The organism is Pantoea sp. PA1, from assembly GCF_056856975.1.
This window is the reverse complement of sequence record NZ_JBXGEE010000001.1, coordinates 1,850,601-1,866,721: the sequence shown is the minus strand read 5'-3', so window position 1 is coordinate 1,866,721 and position 16,121 is coordinate 1,850,601. Positions and strand designations below refer to the sequence as shown.

Annotated in this window: 12 protein-coding genes, 1 tRNA gene and 2 pseudogenes; 2 read left to right on the top strand and 13 right to left on the bottom strand. The window is 45.6% G+C overall.

Annotated elements, in window-relative coordinates:
* Positions 1–280: 280 nt before the first annotated feature.
* The 4 genes from AC1V0D_RS09065 to AC1V0D_RS09050 are packed head-to-tail and all read right to left on the bottom strand — an operon-like array spanning position 281 to position 3,763.
* Positions 281–1,390, bottom strand: a complete 1,110-nt coding sequence (locus AC1V0D_RS09065; RefSeq protein WP_482907283.1) for a DegT/DnrJ/EryC1/StrS family aminotransferase — start codon at positions 1,388–1,390, stop codon at positions 281–283.
* The gene (locus AC1V0D_RS09060) at positions 1,383–1,841 is read right to left on the bottom strand and encodes an NUDIX domain-containing protein (protein ID WP_482907282.1); all 459 of its coding nucleotides are present in this window, start codon (positions 1,839–1,841) and stop codon (positions 1,383–1,385) included. The genes AC1V0D_RS09065 and AC1V0D_RS09060 overlap by 8 nt, the downstream gene beginning before the upstream one ends.
* Entirely contained in the window at positions 1,838–2,689 is an 852-nt protein-coding gene (locus AC1V0D_RS09055; protein ID WP_482907281.1) for a DMT family transporter, read from the bottom strand. The genes AC1V0D_RS09060 and AC1V0D_RS09055 overlap by 4 nt, the downstream gene beginning before the upstream one ends.
* A gap of 3 nt (positions 2,690–2,692) precedes the next feature.
* On the bottom strand, positions 2,693–3,763 hold the full coding sequence (locus AC1V0D_RS09050) for a hypothetical protein (RefSeq protein ID WP_482907280.1): 1,071 nt from the start codon (positions 3,761–3,763) through the stop codon (positions 2,693–2,695).
* 1,287 nt (positions 3,764–5,050) lie between these two features.
* On the opposite strand from AC1V0D_RS09050, the gene AC1V0D_RS09045 reads away from it, so the two are divergent.
* Positions 5,051–6,316 (top strand): hypothetical protein, encoded by a 1,266-nt coding sequence (locus AC1V0D_RS09045; protein WP_482907279.1) that lies wholly within the window; start codon positions 5,051–5,053, stop codon positions 6,314–6,316.
* Here the strand turns inward: AC1V0D_RS09045 and AC1V0D_RS09040 are convergent.
* The 7 genes and pseudogenes from AC1V0D_RS09040 to AC1V0D_RS09010 form a co-directional block, all read right to left on the bottom strand.
* Positions 6,302–6,731, bottom strand: a pseudogene (locus AC1V0D_RS09040) (MFS transporter); the annotation flags it as partial. The gene AC1V0D_RS09045 and the pseudogene AC1V0D_RS09040 overlap by 15 nt on opposite strands.
* A 120-nt stretch (positions 6,732–6,851) precedes the next feature.
* The gene (locus AC1V0D_RS09035) at positions 6,852–7,562 is read right to left on the bottom strand and encodes a hypothetical protein (RefSeq protein WP_482907278.1); all 711 of its coding nucleotides are present in this window, start codon (positions 7,560–7,562) and stop codon (positions 6,852–6,854) included.
* A 121-nt stretch (positions 7,563–7,683) separates the two neighbouring features.
* Positions 7,684–8,850, bottom strand: coding sequence for a restriction endonuclease (locus tag AC1V0D_RS09030; protein WP_482907277.1), 1,167 nt, complete (start codon positions 8,848–8,850; stop codon positions 7,684–7,686).
* A 134-nt stretch (positions 8,851–8,984) separates the two neighbouring features.
* Positions 8,985–10,220, bottom strand: a pseudogene (locus AC1V0D_RS09025) (integrase domain-containing protein).
* A 214-nt stretch (positions 10,221–10,434) separates the two neighbouring features.
* A tRNA-Pro gene (locus AC1V0D_RS09020) sits at positions 10,435–10,511 on the bottom strand.
* 73 nt (positions 10,512–10,584) lie between these two features.
* A complete protein-coding gene (gene yejM / locus AC1V0D_RS09015) occupies positions 10,585–12,339 on the bottom strand; it encodes an LPS biosynthesis-modulating metalloenzyme YejM (RefSeq protein WP_058956728.1) in 1,755 nt (584 codons plus the stop codon).
* Positions 12,340–12,361: 22 nt separating this feature from the next.
* Positions 12,362–12,589 (bottom strand): YejL family protein, encoded by a 228-nt coding sequence (locus AC1V0D_RS09010; RefSeq protein ID WP_009089108.1) that lies wholly within the window; start codon positions 12,587–12,589, stop codon positions 12,362–12,364.
* A 158-nt stretch (positions 12,590–12,747) separates the two neighbouring features.
* On the opposite strand from AC1V0D_RS09010, the gene yejK reads away from it, so the two are divergent.
* The gene (gene yejK / locus AC1V0D_RS09005; RefSeq protein WP_009089109.1) at positions 12,748–13,752 is read left to right on the top strand and encodes a nucleoid-associated protein YejK; all 1,005 of its coding nucleotides are present in this window, start codon (positions 12,748–12,750) and stop codon (positions 13,750–13,752) included.
* A gap of 118 nt (positions 13,753–13,870) precedes the next feature.
* Here yejK and rplY read toward each other — a convergent pair whose 3' ends face one another.
* Together rplY and radD are read right to left on the bottom strand one after the other, a co-directional pair.
* Positions 13,871–14,155 (bottom strand): 50S ribosomal protein L25, encoded by a 285-nt coding sequence (gene rplY, locus AC1V0D_RS09000; protein ID WP_009089112.1) that lies wholly within the window; start codon positions 14,153–14,155, stop codon positions 13,871–13,873.
* Between the two features lie 153 nt (positions 14,156–14,308).
* Entirely contained in the window at positions 14,309–16,063 is a 1,755-nt protein-coding gene (gene radD / locus AC1V0D_RS08995) for a DNA repair helicase RadD (protein ID WP_140923001.1), read from the bottom strand.
* Positions 16,064–16,121: the final 58 nt, after the last annotated feature.

Below are 16,121 nucleotides of genomic sequence, written 5' to 3'. Positions count from 1 at the left end.
TTTAATTCACCAATAATATTAAAAAATGTATGTAAATAAATATTATTATCCCGTATTTAAAGTTTCTTATTTGGTTAAAGAATATTATTGTATTTTTTTATTTAATTTTATAGTCATCACGAAAATGAAATTTTGGGGTGCAAGTCATTAGTTATAGGTTTATGTATAGCTGCTGATGTGAAAAATGATAGAGTATCTTCTAATCTTTGGTTGGTATTTACATATATTGCTCATTGCCAGGTTAGTCTCCAGTAAAGAATTCCATCCTGGCAGAAAAATATCAGCCTTTTATCAAAGTGGATATCAATCGTGAGCCTTCTGCGATATCTGCTAATTTTATATTATCATGTACAGGGAGGATAAGCAGACTACGAATAAATTTCATCGCGTTAGGCAGTTTATCATCTCCAGGATGATACTCTGCGAAAACCGGGTAGCAGGTGATTGGTTTCAGTTCATAGCGATAAGGATCTGTAAGCAGGCCACGGTCAGCTAATGCAGCCGCAAAGCGCAGCCCGTCAGTATTATCATTGAACTGCATAGCACATGCATAGGGCGCTACTTTACCGTTCTCTGCAACTGGCAAAGATTTAAGCTGGGGAAGCAAAGAGAGTGAATCGAGCCATGATGAGCATAGTGCCTCACGAGACGATAGGTAATTATCCAGCTCCGTCAGCGAATGCAGACCCGCGATAGCCTGATAACCTGACAGTTTATAGTTCACACCAAACTGATTGCCATATCCATTCCCGTCAAAGCCCAGGCGTATAAAGGCGCGAATACGCTCAGCAAGATCCGTATCATTTGTTGATACGAAACCGCCTTCTCCTGTTGAAAGCAGCTTATATTCATGGGTACTAAAGCAACCTACACGGCCCTTCAGACCTTCCTGGCCGTAAGGAGTAGAGGCTCCGAAAGACTGTGCGGCATCCTCTAGCAATGGGACATTGAAACGTTTGGAGAGTAAAAGCATAGTTTCTGACGTACCTGGATTACCCCACATACCACAGGCAATGATGGCTGCCAGTCCATTATTAAGTTCGGATTCCAGTTGTTCGGCATCAAGGCAGAAGGAGTCGCCATCTGTGTCAATCACAACAGGCGTAGCGCCAAGCTGAAGGACTGGTAATACGGTCATGACCGCACAGACTGCTGGTACAGCGACACGGCTACCTTTACCCACGCCAAGAGCTACCAGCCCTGCGTGGATTGCTGCGGTACCTGAGGAGACGGCGATGACATGTTTAACATTAAGCCTGGCTTCAAGTTTTAGCTCGTAGTCTCTTACAGCAGCTGCGGTACCTGAGTAGTCCCGATAGTTCATAAGGCTGTTCTGGTATGCTTCCGCCATGCGCCCAGAAATGAATTTAGGTCCTGTCGACTTAATCATTATTATTGCCCCAACCCCATTCAAGATAATTTTTAACCACATTTTCTGACAATGAATGAAACACGGGGGTTATGTAATCCACCAGTTCAATGCAGGCGTTGGCAGGTGAAATGAACTCCAGCGCACTGCATTTGTAGGGTTCAGTGTTAACAGGCCGACCCTGCCAGTTCGTTGCCTCCATAAATACGTCTATGATTCGGCGGTCAGCCGTGCGTCTATGCATAATAGTGCGGAAAATCCAATCTGATTGCGCCAGATCCAGTCCTGTCTCTTCTTTCAGCTCACGACTCGCAGCGCATGTCAGGGACTCACCTTCATCAACGTGCCCAGCAGGGAAAGACCACTTGCCATCTGCATATCCTGTATTAGAGCGCTGAAGCATAAGTACTTTATCTCCGTCGCGGACGATACAATAAATGGCCAGGTAGGGGCGTTCACGTTCAATTTTCATTTCACTCTCCTGTTGATAGTTTGTGTCATTCCCATCGCAATAATCGAAACGATGACGAGCAGTTCTCCGGTCAGCTTGAACTGGCCAAACTGATAGCCGTAAAACGGTAGTGAAATCAGCGTAACAACTACGGGCGATAGCGCACGTAAAGCAGTGGCGACATGAAAGTCGACAGAACCAGCTGTTTTGATATATGAAAACATCGAATAAAAAATGAATGCTGCACTCAATACGCTGCAGGTTGTTCCCAGTACATCCAGGCCATTAAAAATCTTCTGACCCTGACCAGCACTAAGGAAAATCGCCAATGCAAACAGGAACAGTCCGTTTACGCCAAGTGGCACGCAGGGGTGTATATCCTGAGTCTTCTTTTTAAGCACCGCATAGTTGAGCGCGAAAAGCAGGGATGAGAGCAGGGTAAAAATCACCGCCTGTAGCGTAACTGTACCCTCTGTGTCTGGCAGCGATGATAGAGCCACACCTGTAATACAGGTAACAAGCACAAGCACCTTAGCGTTCGTCAGTTTTTCCCGGAACCACAGAACAGATATGATCATGCCAAAGATTATGTAGCTGCGAGCGATGAAAGAGTGCGTACTGGGTGTCAGCTTCTCCAGACCCATATAAAAACACCAGGTACCTAGCGTGTTAAGAACGGCAGTGGCTATTCCGTTTCTTGTTGTCAGATACCTGACCATGTCAGACATACGAGCGTGAATCAGCGCCAGCAACATAAAAGTGACTGCATAAATCATGAGGAAGGCGTTTTCACTAACCCAACCGAAACTGAACTTAGCCAGTAAAATGGAACTGGCATTCAGAAATACAGACAGAAATTGATAAAACATGATTTACCACAGATAGTTTTTAATGATTCCAGCGATTCTGCTGATAATGATTTTCTTCTTATGTAGGTAAGAGGGAGATCTGCCTCGCGAAAGGTCATGGCGGACCTGAAGGGACCAGTCGTGCATGTCGCGCAGGTAATCCGTTGCATAATGAATGGGCGAGTATCTGACACTGGAACCTGTTCGGGTGTTAAACCGATGAATTTCACGAGCAATGAAGGAAATTTCATTGTCAATAGACTCAACGCCGTTCATCGCAAGACGTTGACGTTGAGAGAACGTTTCCTCCATGATCGTTGGAACGGATGCGTGTATGCCTAAACGGTGGCTTGGGTTGAAAGCGGTAAAACTATTCTCCATTTTTATAGTGGGACCCAGTTGGGTCAGACCGCTAAACATCTGATAATGAGAAGGTGTGAAAATTTCCTGATAGATATCTGCCGGTGCCGTGAGCGTTCCAAGCTTTCCAAAATAAATGATTTCTGATGGCTGAAATTGCTCGCAGAGAAAGCGAACGATACTGCCCGAAAGCCTACCCCAGAAGCTAAACTTGCAGCCCAGGAAAACTATATTGTTCTGGGCTTTCCAGCAGGTATAGAAGTCATTCTCTTCAAAAGAAAAAACCTGATCTTTCATATACTCAATGAGTAAATCACAGCAACCAATCACAACCTGAGCGCCCGGTTTAATATCAAGCATGTTAAGCCCAGTGCGCGCGGGGTATCGGCGGTCATTAAGCAGATCATAATCAATTGTCATTAAATCCTGTGGGCGTGATATGCGCGCTTTCAGGTAATGCAAAACCAGTGATGAAAAATGCCGAATGTAGTCATAGCCGGATGGGATGCGAAGGACGACAGATTCTTTATGTTCCTCGTCAATGTGCGTGTGCCAAGTCGGTCTAAAGCTATTAACTACTCTGCGAGTATGACGGTAACTGAAATCGATCAGATCTGGTGAAAAGTCTGTACCGGCATGGTTTTCAACACGAATGGGTATTCGATTTGCTGCGACGTGTTCAAGCAAATCTGCTGGCAGTTTTTGCTCCACGTATTGTTCGAGGCTGTGGGACATGGTGTGCTCAAGTGAGTAAGACACTGGGATGATCTTTAATGATATTTTTCCTGTCCGCATTTCAATCAATAAATTCCATTTAATTATCATTTTGTGGTGTGGAAGTATTGAGTAGAAATATTGCATTATTATGTCAAAATTATGAATAAAGAAATTATTAAAGTTATACTTTCTCTTAGAGTTTCATAAAATCATGTGGTAGGGTTATTTCCTCAATATGTGGAGTAAAATAGCCAATTAATTTAGTTACGATTACGAGCATTTCTATGCTTTCAAACACTCTAAAATCGAGTTCTCTAAGAACTATTCAGCACCTTAACTATGAGCACGAGATCACTTTTTTCTTACGCTTTATGATTCATTATACCCTTGATAATGAAGAAGAGGCTGATGGCATATATCGTGAGGAACACTTTAAGTATGAGGAGGCAATGCTTTTAAGTAACTTGGTTGCTATAAGTTAAGCGTGTAGGCGAAGGAGAATATAAGATCTTTATAACGGTTTAGATATATCATAACGGCAATAAACTAAAGGTTTAATTTTTGGTAGTGTTATTTAATTTTGCTGAAATTATATTATTTTATAATATTAAATGAAGTCATATAGAAAACATTTAAGTCAATAAAAGATAAAGGTTATGTATGAAAGCTACTCTCACCAAGCTATGCTATCCAAGAATTATACAGAGCTTTTAGGTACTGTTATCTTAAGGTTTAGCCTAAAGTCACTCTTTCCTATTTTATTGGAAACTATATCTGAATGAATGTCAAAAAAGTCGGTTAGCATTAGTATCATTGCTGAGATTTTCTGAAAAAATTTGCATTTGGTATTCAATAAACATACCAATTCTTCAATATCTAGAGAGTTAAGTTTTTAATCTGTTGATTTATGATTTAAATGAATGATATTTAGCAATGATTGATATTTTGGTATCATGCTAATTATTTCGGATGAAATTATTATAAGCTGCTTTTTTGATTGAAGCATGAATAATTTTCATGTTTTCGTTGCTTTTGTATTTAAATTTCAGTTCGTACGATAGGATGTAGATGTGCTTCAATTAATATAAAGAAAATCAATCTGCATAATTACTAACTTATAGAATGGTGTTTAAATACCAAAAAAATAAGTGTTTTAAAAAATAATTAGTTTCATTGAAGGAAATAACGTAGAACAAAACCAATAAGGTTAAATTATCATAATTGAATCTTTAGATGTAAAGGAGTTTGAATATTTTTGCTGTGAAGTTATTTAAAATTAAATGTGTCAATTTAAGGTGATTTTCAATGAGTTTTAATAGAACTAGCGAACAGTACGATCTGATTACGACTCTACAATATGTTGGAGTTTCGGAAAATCGTTCGGAAGCACTAGAGCGATATACAGAGAATAGAGATTTATTAAAAGAATGGCGATTCATTTATGCTGATTATGCAGAAGAGGGACCTTTCAAACTAAGAAGACAGTTATTTGGAGATGGATGTTTTGTTTCTACTGTTTTCCGAGGTAACTCGCTTTGGGTGATTGATGATGAAGTAGTTTCGAATCCTGGAACTTTGGAATTTAAAATTGGCACGGGAACATATTTAGATTCAAACGCTGCAAGTTACATCCGCTCTTTTGCATATGAAGATACTCCTTCGGATGAAGTTATGAAAGGGTGTCATAGTATGGAGGAGAATTTTGATCATGAAGAGATGAAGAGGTTTAATCCTTACTTGTATTTATTTGAAGCCATTAACAACAAGTCACAAAAAAGTATCGAAAAGATTAGAGAAACAATTAGTGCTATTTTTTCTCTTAAAATAATGGGCAATCCTTTGAGTCTTTCATGGGCTAAAGAGTTCAAAGCTCAATATGAATTGAGTTCTAAGAAAGAAGCAGATGCTTTTCTAGCTCAATTCTTTAAAGAAGCTGAACTTGGACATTTTTCTCACATGGAATCGCTAACCGACTTAATGGAATTGATCATTATTAAAGCAAAGCTGATTGAGTATAGTTCTAATCGTTCGCCTGAGAATAAGTTTGAAGAGCTATTGAATGTTGCAAACAGTGAACTTTCAATCTTAATGTTCCGAGAGTTGATTATTTGTGCCGATGTTTTATTTCGAAGTAATAAGACTCGGATTTCACAAAAATTACATAGTTTGCAAAATAAAAAAAGACCATTAGATGTGATTAGGAATTGTGCCAGAGATCTTGGTATGGTAAGGATGATGGACTTATTGACTAATTCTATTGTAGATGGAAATGAAAGTGCCTTTTATGTAGCCAATATTGTTACATTTGATAAAGATGTAATGGATATTATTAAGGTTACAGAAGTTAATGCTATCGCATTACATAGAGAGTCTCAGGAAGTTCATATCATTTTCAATGCTGAAGTTCAGGCTTGGCTATCTGAAAAGTTAGGAGATAAAAGGTTGCAGAGATTATCATCATTGATGACATTTAATTCTTTTGATGCAAGATATAAGAATAGAGGTCATTATCATATTAAGCAGCAACTCATTTCTGACCGAGAACGGCTGGTTAAGTTATTGAATCAATGACAATACTACTGTTTTTATATGTAGCTTCTTGCCAGCCATAAAATTCTTTTCAATATGTTCAAGAGTGACCCCTTTGATTTTCAGGGGTCAGAAAAACAATTATCACGCTAAAGACCAAGTTGAAGCCGGTATATAGACAGAATGTTTCTGCAGGCACAATACTATTCAGAAGTGACAGGAAGGTTGCTCCGATTATCATGTTGGCAACCCAGCTAGTCGTCGTTGAGCAGGTAATCCCGAAGTCCCGGCATTTCAGAGACTTTATCTCAGAACACAGTATCCCGGCGGCACTCATTGCATAGCCGCCTATACACAATATTGTCATACCCACTGACACCTATGACAGACCGAAAGTGATATCACCCTGACCCGCTTTCATGAGGCAGTAGCCCAGAACCATATTAAAGATGGTCAATTCAATTGTTTCCTAAATGATAGTCTTTATCTTGGATATGCTTCAAGATACTCTGCTACTATTAAATTTTAATTGATGATTAAAGATATAATAATTCATTATTCAAATCGATGTGTTTTTTTAGGAGAGATCTTTATTTCGCTGTTTTGCCAGTGCTAGAATTTTTTTTAAGTATTCAAAATGATTAATGATATTTTTCATTACAATGGCTCCAAGGGAAATGCCAAGAAGAAAAAACAAACCTAATATCGAAATTATATTGGCAACGTCAGTGTCGAATAATCCTTTAAATAAAATATTGCCTACTTTTTCAAGCCCCCCTAGAGCTTGTACAGCAGAGTATGATAATCCTAAAATAGATATAATTGCAGTTTTAGTACCAAAGAAATCTGATATACGTGCTTTAAATTGTTCAATTTTAAGATTTAACCAATATGTTGCATATTCCAACTCGGGAATAGAATAGTGATCGAGTTGTTCAACATTCTTCTCATCGTGATTGATTTCTATTTGAAAGTCGTTTAATACTTCTTTTCGCATATTAAAGAAGAATTTCATATCAGCGACTATAGGTGTTGATAAGCATATAATTCCAAAGATATGATTCATTATAAGTAGCAATAAAGCGTAAATTTCTACGCTCTTTTTATCAATATTAAAAGTTAAGCATAGAATAATTAGTGCCCCCAAGAGAAGAAGACATAGAAGGCATCCAAGCAAAGAGTAGTTTTGTATTTTTATTGAGGTTTTTTTCTTGGATTTTATCAACGCAAATGGAGTATGTGATTCCATTTTACTAAGAATGCTAACTATCTGATTAACTCTATTCATTTTGTTCTCGCACGTCTAAATTTAGATGTTGTTGATCTAGCCAATTGAACTTAATTGGTTTAAATCAGAACACAATACATAATTAACAGTGACGATATTTTTAATATTTGAAGGTTTAAAATCATGTAAATTCTTCTATTATTTTTTGATTATAGTCTTCTAAATATTTTTGTAGTTCATTTCTGTCAATTAAACGTACTTTTGCTGATTCTGCAAGTTCCTTAGCCGAATTAGTAAAATATGAGTTCGTAATAACCATTGCTTCGTCACATGAGTAAAATGCCTTAGCGGAGATAGCTTGTTGTACTGCTGAATTACCAACTGAGCCAGAGTAGTTTTTTGCCTGGATAACAATATTTTTGTCAAAGCGAGTGACAAATAGATCTGCACCTTGATCCTGGGTTCTCTTGGTTTCTTTAACATCATACCCAAGAGTCTGGAAAATCTTGACTAAGAAGTCTTCAAATTCAAAACCATTCATTGAATCCACTGAGTACATATTAACATATTTATCGGGATTGAAGTGCTCAAGGCGTGTAGCCAATCTTTCGACTAAAATGTCAAAGTATATAGTTTCACAGATTGATATATATTTTCTAACATTATCAATCGATATCAATGGTGTGCCTGGAGTGTTTTGAGCATTCTCATTGAAATCTAATGCAGAGAAGGTTATTTTATTGTTCCAGACAAAATATAGAAATAAAGATAGATCCGCTCTAAAGGTTGTTCCTGCTTCTTCAATCCATGATTTTAAAGATTCTGTGAGTGTAGGTTTGATATGCCTTTTGATCTCATTAGAAAATCCACTATATAAAGCGTTAAATGATGTGGTAAGCAAAAGCTTGTCCAAAAGCATTGGCAGCTCTTCTAACTCATCAAAGCCCTTCCGAACAAGTACTTCGCGAAACAAAACAAAATCAGAGTATGTACTTTTGTCTTCAGTCAGATTATTATCTGAACGCTTATCATGTGAAAATTTTGTCGTGTAAATGAAATTTGTGAAGTAAGGATCCTTAAACGTTGCATATTTATCTAGAACATTTTGAAGGAGAGCATTGAGTTGGGATTGCTCTTTCTTTTTCCCGAATAAGTCTTTTATGATTCCTTTTGACTGATACTGAAATTCTGGATAAAAAGAGGGGTTAAGAGGAATCATTTGTTCTGAGGTGATAGGGGGGGACGTTTTTGTACCCCATGAATTCGTTGCAGTTGGTACTCCGCCAGAACACCAGGGACAAACAATTTCGAAAGATGTCTTGCTGCATGAGTAACACTGATAAATCATTAGGCTATTTCCTTTTGAAATTATTAGGCTTAGTCACGGCCTTTGGATCTTAAGGTTTAGTTGGTATTCTTTTAGTTGAGTGTAATAGTAAATGCAAATAGTTTTCATACTTCTACGTCATGATAATGATTGACTCAATCATTTTCCAATCCTGATGAAAAGCTATAGTTGCCACTTCCTGATTGTTCAACATGTCCGCCCCAACAAGCCATCATTTCTCTTCGTTGATCAAGATACTGAGGACGGTTATATGCTCTCCTGACCTCATTGGTATCAATGTGAGCCAATGCTGCTTCAATGACGTCAGGTTGAAATCCCTTTTCGTTGAGAACAGTTGAGGCTATGGATCTCATACCATGCGCAACAAGGATATCTTTGAAGCCCATACGTTTCAGCGCCATGTTTGCAGTCTGACTGTTCATTGGTTTCAGGGGATTACGGTAACCGGGAAAAACGTGTTGTCTGTGCTGGCTGATTGGCTTCATCACTTCTAGCACAGCAAGTGCCTGTTCAGACAGCGGTACAATATGCATACGTTTCATTTTCATGCGCCCAGCAGGAATGTGCCATTCCTTTGCCTCGAAGTTGATTTCATCCCAGCGTGTCATCGCCGCTTCTGCCGGTCGTGTCATTGTAAGGAGCTGCCATTCGATAAGACAGCGCGTCTGTCTGCCAATACTTGCAAATGCGAGATTCTTCATAAGTAGAGGTAGCTGTTCAGGTAAGAGGGCGGGGCGGTGTTTTACTTTTGGCTTATGGAACGTCTTATCAATTTTTGCCGCTGGGTTTGAAGTGACTAAGCCAGAGTTCAAAGCGTAATCCATAACCTCATTGATACGCTGACTCAACCTTTTAACCGTTTCGAGTCTGCCTGCCGCATGAGTTGGGTTAAGGGATCCAATGAACTGTTGGGCTGTAATGCTGGAAATAGGCATGGAGCCAATATGTGGGAACACATATTTACTCATTTAACGCCAGATATCGTTAAGAGTGTGAGTTGTTAATCCTGCTGCCTCTTTGGTCTTAAACCACTCAGCTGCAACTTTTTCAAAAGTACTTTCACTCATCCTCTTCTGACGAAGTTGCTCTGCTTTTTTGTGCGCTTGAGGGTCGACGTCTTTGCTGAGAAGAGCGCAGGCTGATTCACGATTTTGGCGGGCTTCAGAAAGCGAAACGGAAGGGTATGAACCAAAGCTGATCATGGCCCGTTTACGAGTAAAGGGTTTTTAATAACGAAACCGCCAGAGTTTTGAGCCTCCAGGAGTTACCTGCAGTTCCAGACCGTCCCCGTCATAAAGAACCAATGCTCGTTCAGCAGCTTTGGCGTTCTTCACTTCGGTATTGTTTAAGGGTTTGGTCTGTCTTGCCATGAGCAGTCTCCATTCTGTTCCTCGGAAGGCTTAGTCATATCAAAAAGCCGTCTTAGAAACGTATGCCCATGAGTATGCCTGAATCAGGTGGATTCAACTGTATCAAGCAGGATTTCACTAGACAACAGAAACACAGCAGGTTTCAACAACCTACTGTTTAAACTGTTTTTTATGGTTCTCTCTGGACTTCACCAGACAAAACTTTGGGAGAATTTGGTCGGCACGAGAGGATTTGAACCTCCGACCCCGGACACCCCATGACCGTGCGCTACCAGGCTGCGCTACGTGCCGAACACTGGAGGATTAGTCTACTGGTTATCGGCATGAATGCAAGATACCAGCTGACTATTTGCCTGATAATTAATCAGTTAGCGATAAATCGCTTCTCCTCAGTTAATACCTGCAACAGCAACGTCAGTTCCGGCTTGTGATCTTTCAGCGCATTGCCCGCGGCATCATAAGCGCGATAGCTGCCGTTGTTGTTGAGCACCAGCGTCACCTGCGGCGTGGTGATCACCAGCTTGTTCTCTTCGCTGCTGGCCACCCAGTCATGGCGACGACGTGCAGCAAACAGATCTTCACCCTGCGAATAGTTCACCGGATTGGTTCGCACATGCAGCAGGCGCTGCATCAGCGTCGTCATCACATCCTGATGATCGGAGAGACGATCAACGGTCTGCGCGGGCGTATCAGGCCAGTGAATCACTAATGGCACCTGCAATGTCTGGCGATTGCCTGCGCTGTCAGGGTTACCCTCCAGCGCCAGACCGCGCTGCGCGGTGATCACCACCACTGTGTTCTTCAGCAAATCACGCGCCTGCAGGCTGCTCAGAACGGCATGAATCTGCTGATCGACGGCGGGTGCCTGACGCAGATAACTGCGCTGACGGGCTTTGGCACTGTCGCCGGTGACGTCAGGGCCGTTCAGCGCGATCCAGGAGAACCAGGGCGCCTGGGAACCTGTCTGCTTCTCCAGCCAGTTCTGCCATTGCGCGACGGTGCTGGCGTTCGGCTGGCTGGTCATCGCCGGCAGTGAATAGTCGGTCAGCAGCGCCTGTCGGTAGAGCGGCGGATTAAAGCCCTCAGAGGAGAACAGGCCAAACTGATAACCCTGCGTGCTCAGCGCGCCCAGCAGGGCAGACGGCGTACGGGATGCCAGAATACCGTTCATGTAGCTGGAGGAGATGCCGTAGAAGAGGCCAAACAACCCTTTCTCCGGGGTATCTCCGGCGCTGTAGTGCTGCGTGAAACGCACGTTTTCGCTGGCAAACTGATTGAGTTGCGGCAGCGCACTGGCCATCGTGGCGTTATTCAGGCCATCCACGGTCAGCACCAGCAGGTTATTGCGTGTACCGCCATCGCGGAAGGTAATGTCGCTCAGCGGATATTCCACCGCCAGCGCTTCCGGGTCGCCCTGCTGAACCAGGCGACGCTGATACTCCTGCGCATCCAGCAGACCGTGACGCTCCAGGAAACGGCGGGCGGTCATCGGATAGGAGAGCGGCAGGTTAGCGCGCTGCATGGTTATCGGACGATAGAAGTTGGCATCAGCCCAGATATACATCAGGTGGCTGGCAAAGAAGGCGCTGATAAACAGGGCCGCGAGCGGCTTACCAAACGACCGGCGATTCAAACTGCGCAGTTTCTGCCAGCTCCAGGTCGCAAACAGCATCTCGACCAGGAAAATCAGCGGCACGCTGATAAACATCAGCTGCCAGTCGCGCGCCATCTCGCTCTGATCGGGGTTAATCACCAGCTCCCACACCACCGGGTTCAGGTGAAGGTGGAAGCGGCTGAACACCGCGCTGTCGACCATGACCAGCGTCAGACCTGCGGTGGCGACCACCGCGGACACTACCCGCATCAGCCGTTGCGACATCACCACAAACGTCAGCGGGAAGATGATCAGCAGATAGGCGGCAAAAACGATAAAACTGAAGTGGCCAACCCAGCTGGTATAGGCGTAGATACGCCCCGCCAGTGAAGAAGGCCAGTCGGCGACCAACAGGTAGCGACTGCCTAAAATCAGCGCGAATAAGATATTAAACAGAGCAAACCAGTGCCCCCAGCTAATCATCTGGGAGACTTTTTCGCGGTAGCGCTGCCGGTTGGTTACCATATTATGAAATCAAATCAGCCAATTAGTGAGCGTTGTCGTCACGCACTGACGCCTGCAGGGCATCGGCGAAAGATCGGGCCAGAGAGCGACGCTGCGCCGGGGCAACATCGCTGTTAATCAGGTTAGTCACCATATTGCCCAGGACCATCAGGGAGAGGTCGGTGGGGGCCTTATCCTTCTGCAGGATTTGGGCCATTTCCGCGAGGAGTTGTTCCACGCGTTCGTCGCTGTAACGGGATGATTGTGGCATAAGGTCGTCTGAGCTCATTTCAAAAGGCGATATAGTACCGGAACAGCGTACTTTTTTCCGCAATTTTATCGAAAGTACCGCGTCCGCTTTACGTATGGAGTTGAAAGCCGATGCCGGCGGTGTTTGAATACGCGCCTGAGCTAAAAGGAGAGTCTACCATGAGTCTGGATATCGACCAGATTGCCCTGCATCAGTTAATCAAACGCGATGAAAACCAGCTTGAGCTGGCGCTGCGCGATTCGCTGCTGCCTGCCACCAACACGGTCAACGCGATGGTGGAGGAGTTACACCGGGTTTACAGCGCAAAAAGCAAAGCCTACGGCCTGTTTAATGCAGAAAGTGAACTGGCAGAAGCGCTGCGTAATTGTCGTAAGGGCAACGATGATTTTCTCGCCTTTAGCCGTGCCGCCACCGGCCGTCTGCGTGACGAACTGGCGAAATATCCGTTCGCCGAAAGCGGCGTGGTGCTGTTTATTCACTACCGCTATCTGGCCGTAGACTATCTGCTGATCGCCGTGCTGAACAGCCAGTCGAGCATGCGCGTCAACGAGCAGATGGATATCAGCAGCACCCACTATCTCGACATCAATCATGCGGATATCGTCGCGCGCATCGATTTAACCGAATGGGAAACCAACCCGGAATCGACCCGCTATCTGACCTTCCTGCGCGGCCGCGTCGGACGTAAAGTGGCTGACTTCTTCATGGACTTCCTCGGTGCCGAAGTGGGATTAGACACCAAGGCGCAGAACCGGGGACTGTTGCAGGCGGTGGATGACTACTGCAACGAATCCGGGCTGGATAAGCAGGAGCGGCAGAATTATCGCCAGCAGGTCTACAGCTACTGCAATGAGCAGCTGCAGGCGGGCGAAGAGATTGCGCTGGAAGATCTGTCAGGCGAACTGCCACCGGTGGGTGAAAAAACCTTTCAGGCCTTTACCCAGGAGCAGGGCTACGAACTTGAGGAGAGCTTCCCGGCGGATCGCAGCACGCTGCGCCAGCTGACGAAGTTTGCCGGCAGCGGCGGGGGACTGACCCTGAACTTCGACGCCATGTTACTGGGCGAGCGTATTTTCTGGGACCCGGCAACGGACACCCTGACAATCAAAGGCACGCCACCCAATCTGCGTGACCAGCTACAGCGCCGCACCAGCAGCAAATAAAAAAGCCGGGCTCAGCCCGGCTTTTTTGACGCTGCGCGGCAATAACCTTTGGCAGCGACAGACAAAATAAAAGGGCCGGTTTCGCAACCGGCCCTTCTACGTTCAACAAGGCTCGCGATTACGCGCGAACGAAGTCGATGTGAAACAGTTTTGGCTTGAACGGGTGACGCTGAACAGCCTGAACTTTCACTTTGGTTTCTTTACCGTCAACAACCAGGGTCAGCACTTCTTCGTAGAAACCTGGTTTTGCCTGCAGGTTCATTACGGAGTCGTGATCCAGGTCGATGGCAACAGCCGCTTCAGAACCACCGTAGATGATGGCCGGGAAACGGTTTGCTGTACGCAGGCGGCGGCTCGCACCCTTACCCTGCTCTTTACGTTCTACTGCATTGATAGTGAACATTAATACGTCTCTTTATTTAATTCCTGCTACAGGCGACCCAGTAACAGGCAGGTTATTCAATTCCGCTGATGCACATGCAAAAGCGGGCGGCAGTATAGCGGTTATCCCTGCCGGGAGCAAACGATATAGCCGCCTGCCAGCGGCGCATCCGCGTCAGCGCAGCTCATTCGCGCGGCGGTAGCGGCCCTGATAATCAAACATCTTTTCACGGATCTGCCAGAACTGGCCTTTGGCCCTGGCCACCACAAAATCGGGATGACGCAACAGCGGCTGCAGCGCCAGCACGTCGGCGGCGGTCTGCCAGCCAAGCGGTACGCCGGGTGCGCGCTGATGCGGGCGCATAAAGAGCTGCTCAAACGCTTTCCGCTGCGCGGGCGTCTGCAGCCGGAAACGTTCGCTGACGCTGGTGCCATCCTCGTCATGGTAGGTCGCTTTGAGCCACTCACCTTTGGCATCCGATCCCTGTTCCAGCGTCATGCCGGCACAGCGCAGCACCAGTGCATCCTTGAGTTTCAGTGCCGCTTTGAGCATATCGTCGGGATCGACCAGCACTTTATCGCACTGGTGACAGCGCCGGGCGGCGATATCATTTTCCGCGCCGCAGTCGGGACAGCTTTTAAAGCGGAAGCGATAGTCGCACTGTTCGCGTTCTCCCTCATCATCTTCCAGCACCCCCTGGCAGCGCCGGCCAAAGTGTTCGATGACCATGCCATCTTCGGTCGCCTTGCCCCAGAAGGTGTTAGCAAAGCCGCAGGCGGGGCAGAAAACCTGCACCGGCTGATTGTCGCTGGCCCCTTTCGGCGCGCCGACTTCCGGCGTGAAGAGGTCGTGGGGATTACCGGCATAATCCAGGATCAGGCAGTCGCGCTTACCGGGCGAGAGCCGCAGGCCGCGGCCGACGATTTGCTGATAGAGGCTGACCGACTCGGTCGGGCGCAGTATCGCAATCAGGTCTACGTGCGGCGCATCAAAGCCGGTGGTCAGTACCGCTACGTTCACCAGGAATTTCAGCTGCTGTGCTTTAAACGCCAGGATCAGGGCATCACGCTCGCGGGCGGGCGTTTCGGCGGAGACCAGCGCGCTGTTTTCGGGCAGCAGTTGCAGGATTTCACGCGCATGATCCACGGTGGAAGCGAAGATCATCACCCCCAGCCGATCCTCAGCGAACTCCACGATCTGTCGGATGATATGGGGCGTTACGCGCTGCTGCTGTTTCAGTTCGCGATTCAGATCGGCTTCGCTGAACAGGCCGTTCGACTGCGCCGTGAGACGACTGAAGTCATACTGTACCACCGGCATATCCAGCCGCTCCGGCGGCACCAGGAACTGATGCTTAATCATGTAACGCAGCGGCAGTTCATAGATGCAGTCGCGGAACAGCGATTTCTCGTCGCCCCGCACCATGCCGTGATAGTGGAACTGATAGATCCAGCCTTTGCCCAGCCGGAACGGCGTGGCGGTCAGGCCCAGTAAACGGAGCTGAGGATTGTGCTGGCGCAGATGACTGAAGATCTGCTGATACTGGCTCTCTTTGTCATCGCCGATGCGATGGCACTCGTCGACAATCACCAGTGAAAAGGCGCTGTCGAACTGTTCGAGGTTACGCGCGATGGACTGCACGCTGCCAAATACCACTTTGCGCTGACTCTCTTTGCGCTGCAGTCCGGCGGCAAAGATGTCCGCCTCCAGCCCGTACGCTTCATATTTGCTGTGGTTCTGTGCCACCAGCTCTTTGACGTGCGCCAGCACCAGCACCCGGCCACGCGCCAGCCGTGCCAGCTCGGCGATCACCAGGCTCTTCCCGGCACCGGTGGGCAGTACGATCACGGCAGGTTCCTGATGACGACGGAAATGCGCAACGGTGGCATTAACCGCATCCTGCTGATAGGGGCGTAAGGTAAAAGACATGGCGCTCACTTTTGCAAAACTGGCGGCAATTATGCCATGAAAGTCCGGTAAACGCGCT

What these genes read in the sequence shown, in the direction of transcription:
- AC1V0D_RS09065 (WP_482907283.1), bottom strand. Translation starts at nt 1,390, where the DNA reads ATGATTAAGTCGACAGGACCTAAATTCATTTCTGGGCGCATGGCGGAA.
- AC1V0D_RS09060 (WP_482907282.1), bottom strand. Translation starts at nt 1,841, where the DNA reads ATGAAAATTGAACGTGAACGCCCCTACCTGGCCATTTATTGTATCGTC.
- AC1V0D_RS09055 (WP_482907281.1), bottom strand. Translation starts at nt 2,689, where the DNA reads ATGTTTTATCAATTTCTGTCTGTATTTCTGAATGCCAGTTCCATTTTA.
- AC1V0D_RS09050 (WP_482907280.1), bottom strand. Translation starts at nt 3,763, where the DNA reads ATGTCCCACAGCCTCGAACAATACGTGGAGCAAAAACTGCCAGCAGAT.
- AC1V0D_RS09045 (WP_482907279.1), top strand. Translation starts at nt 5,051, where the DNA reads ATGAGTTTTAATAGAACTAGCGAACAGTACGATCTGATTACGACTCTA.
- AC1V0D_RS09035 (WP_482907278.1), bottom strand. Translation starts at nt 7,562, where the DNA reads ATGAATAGAGTTAATCAGATAGTTAGCATTCTTAGTAAAATGGAATCA.
- AC1V0D_RS09030 (WP_482907277.1), bottom strand. Translation starts at nt 8,850, where the DNA reads ATGATTTATCAGTGTTACTCATGCAGCAAGACATCTTTCGAAATTGTT.
- yejM (WP_058956728.1), bottom strand. Translation starts at nt 12,339, where the DNA reads ATGGTAACCAACCGGCAGCGCTACCGCGAAAAAGTCTCCCAGATGATT.
- AC1V0D_RS09010 (WP_009089108.1), bottom strand. Translation starts at nt 12,589, where the DNA reads ATGCCACAATCATCCCGTTACAGCGACGAACGCGTGGAACAACTCCTC.
- yejK (WP_009089109.1), top strand. Translation starts at nt 12,748, where the DNA reads ATGAGTCTGGATATCGACCAGATTGCCCTGCATCAGTTAATCAAACGC.
- rplY (WP_009089112.1), bottom strand. Translation starts at nt 14,155, where the DNA reads ATGTTCACTATCAATGCAGTAGAACGTAAAGAGCAGGGTAAGGGTGCG.
- radD (WP_140923001.1), bottom strand. Translation starts at nt 16,063, where the DNA reads ATGTCTTTTACCTTACGCCCCTATCAGCAGGATGCGGTTAATGCCACC.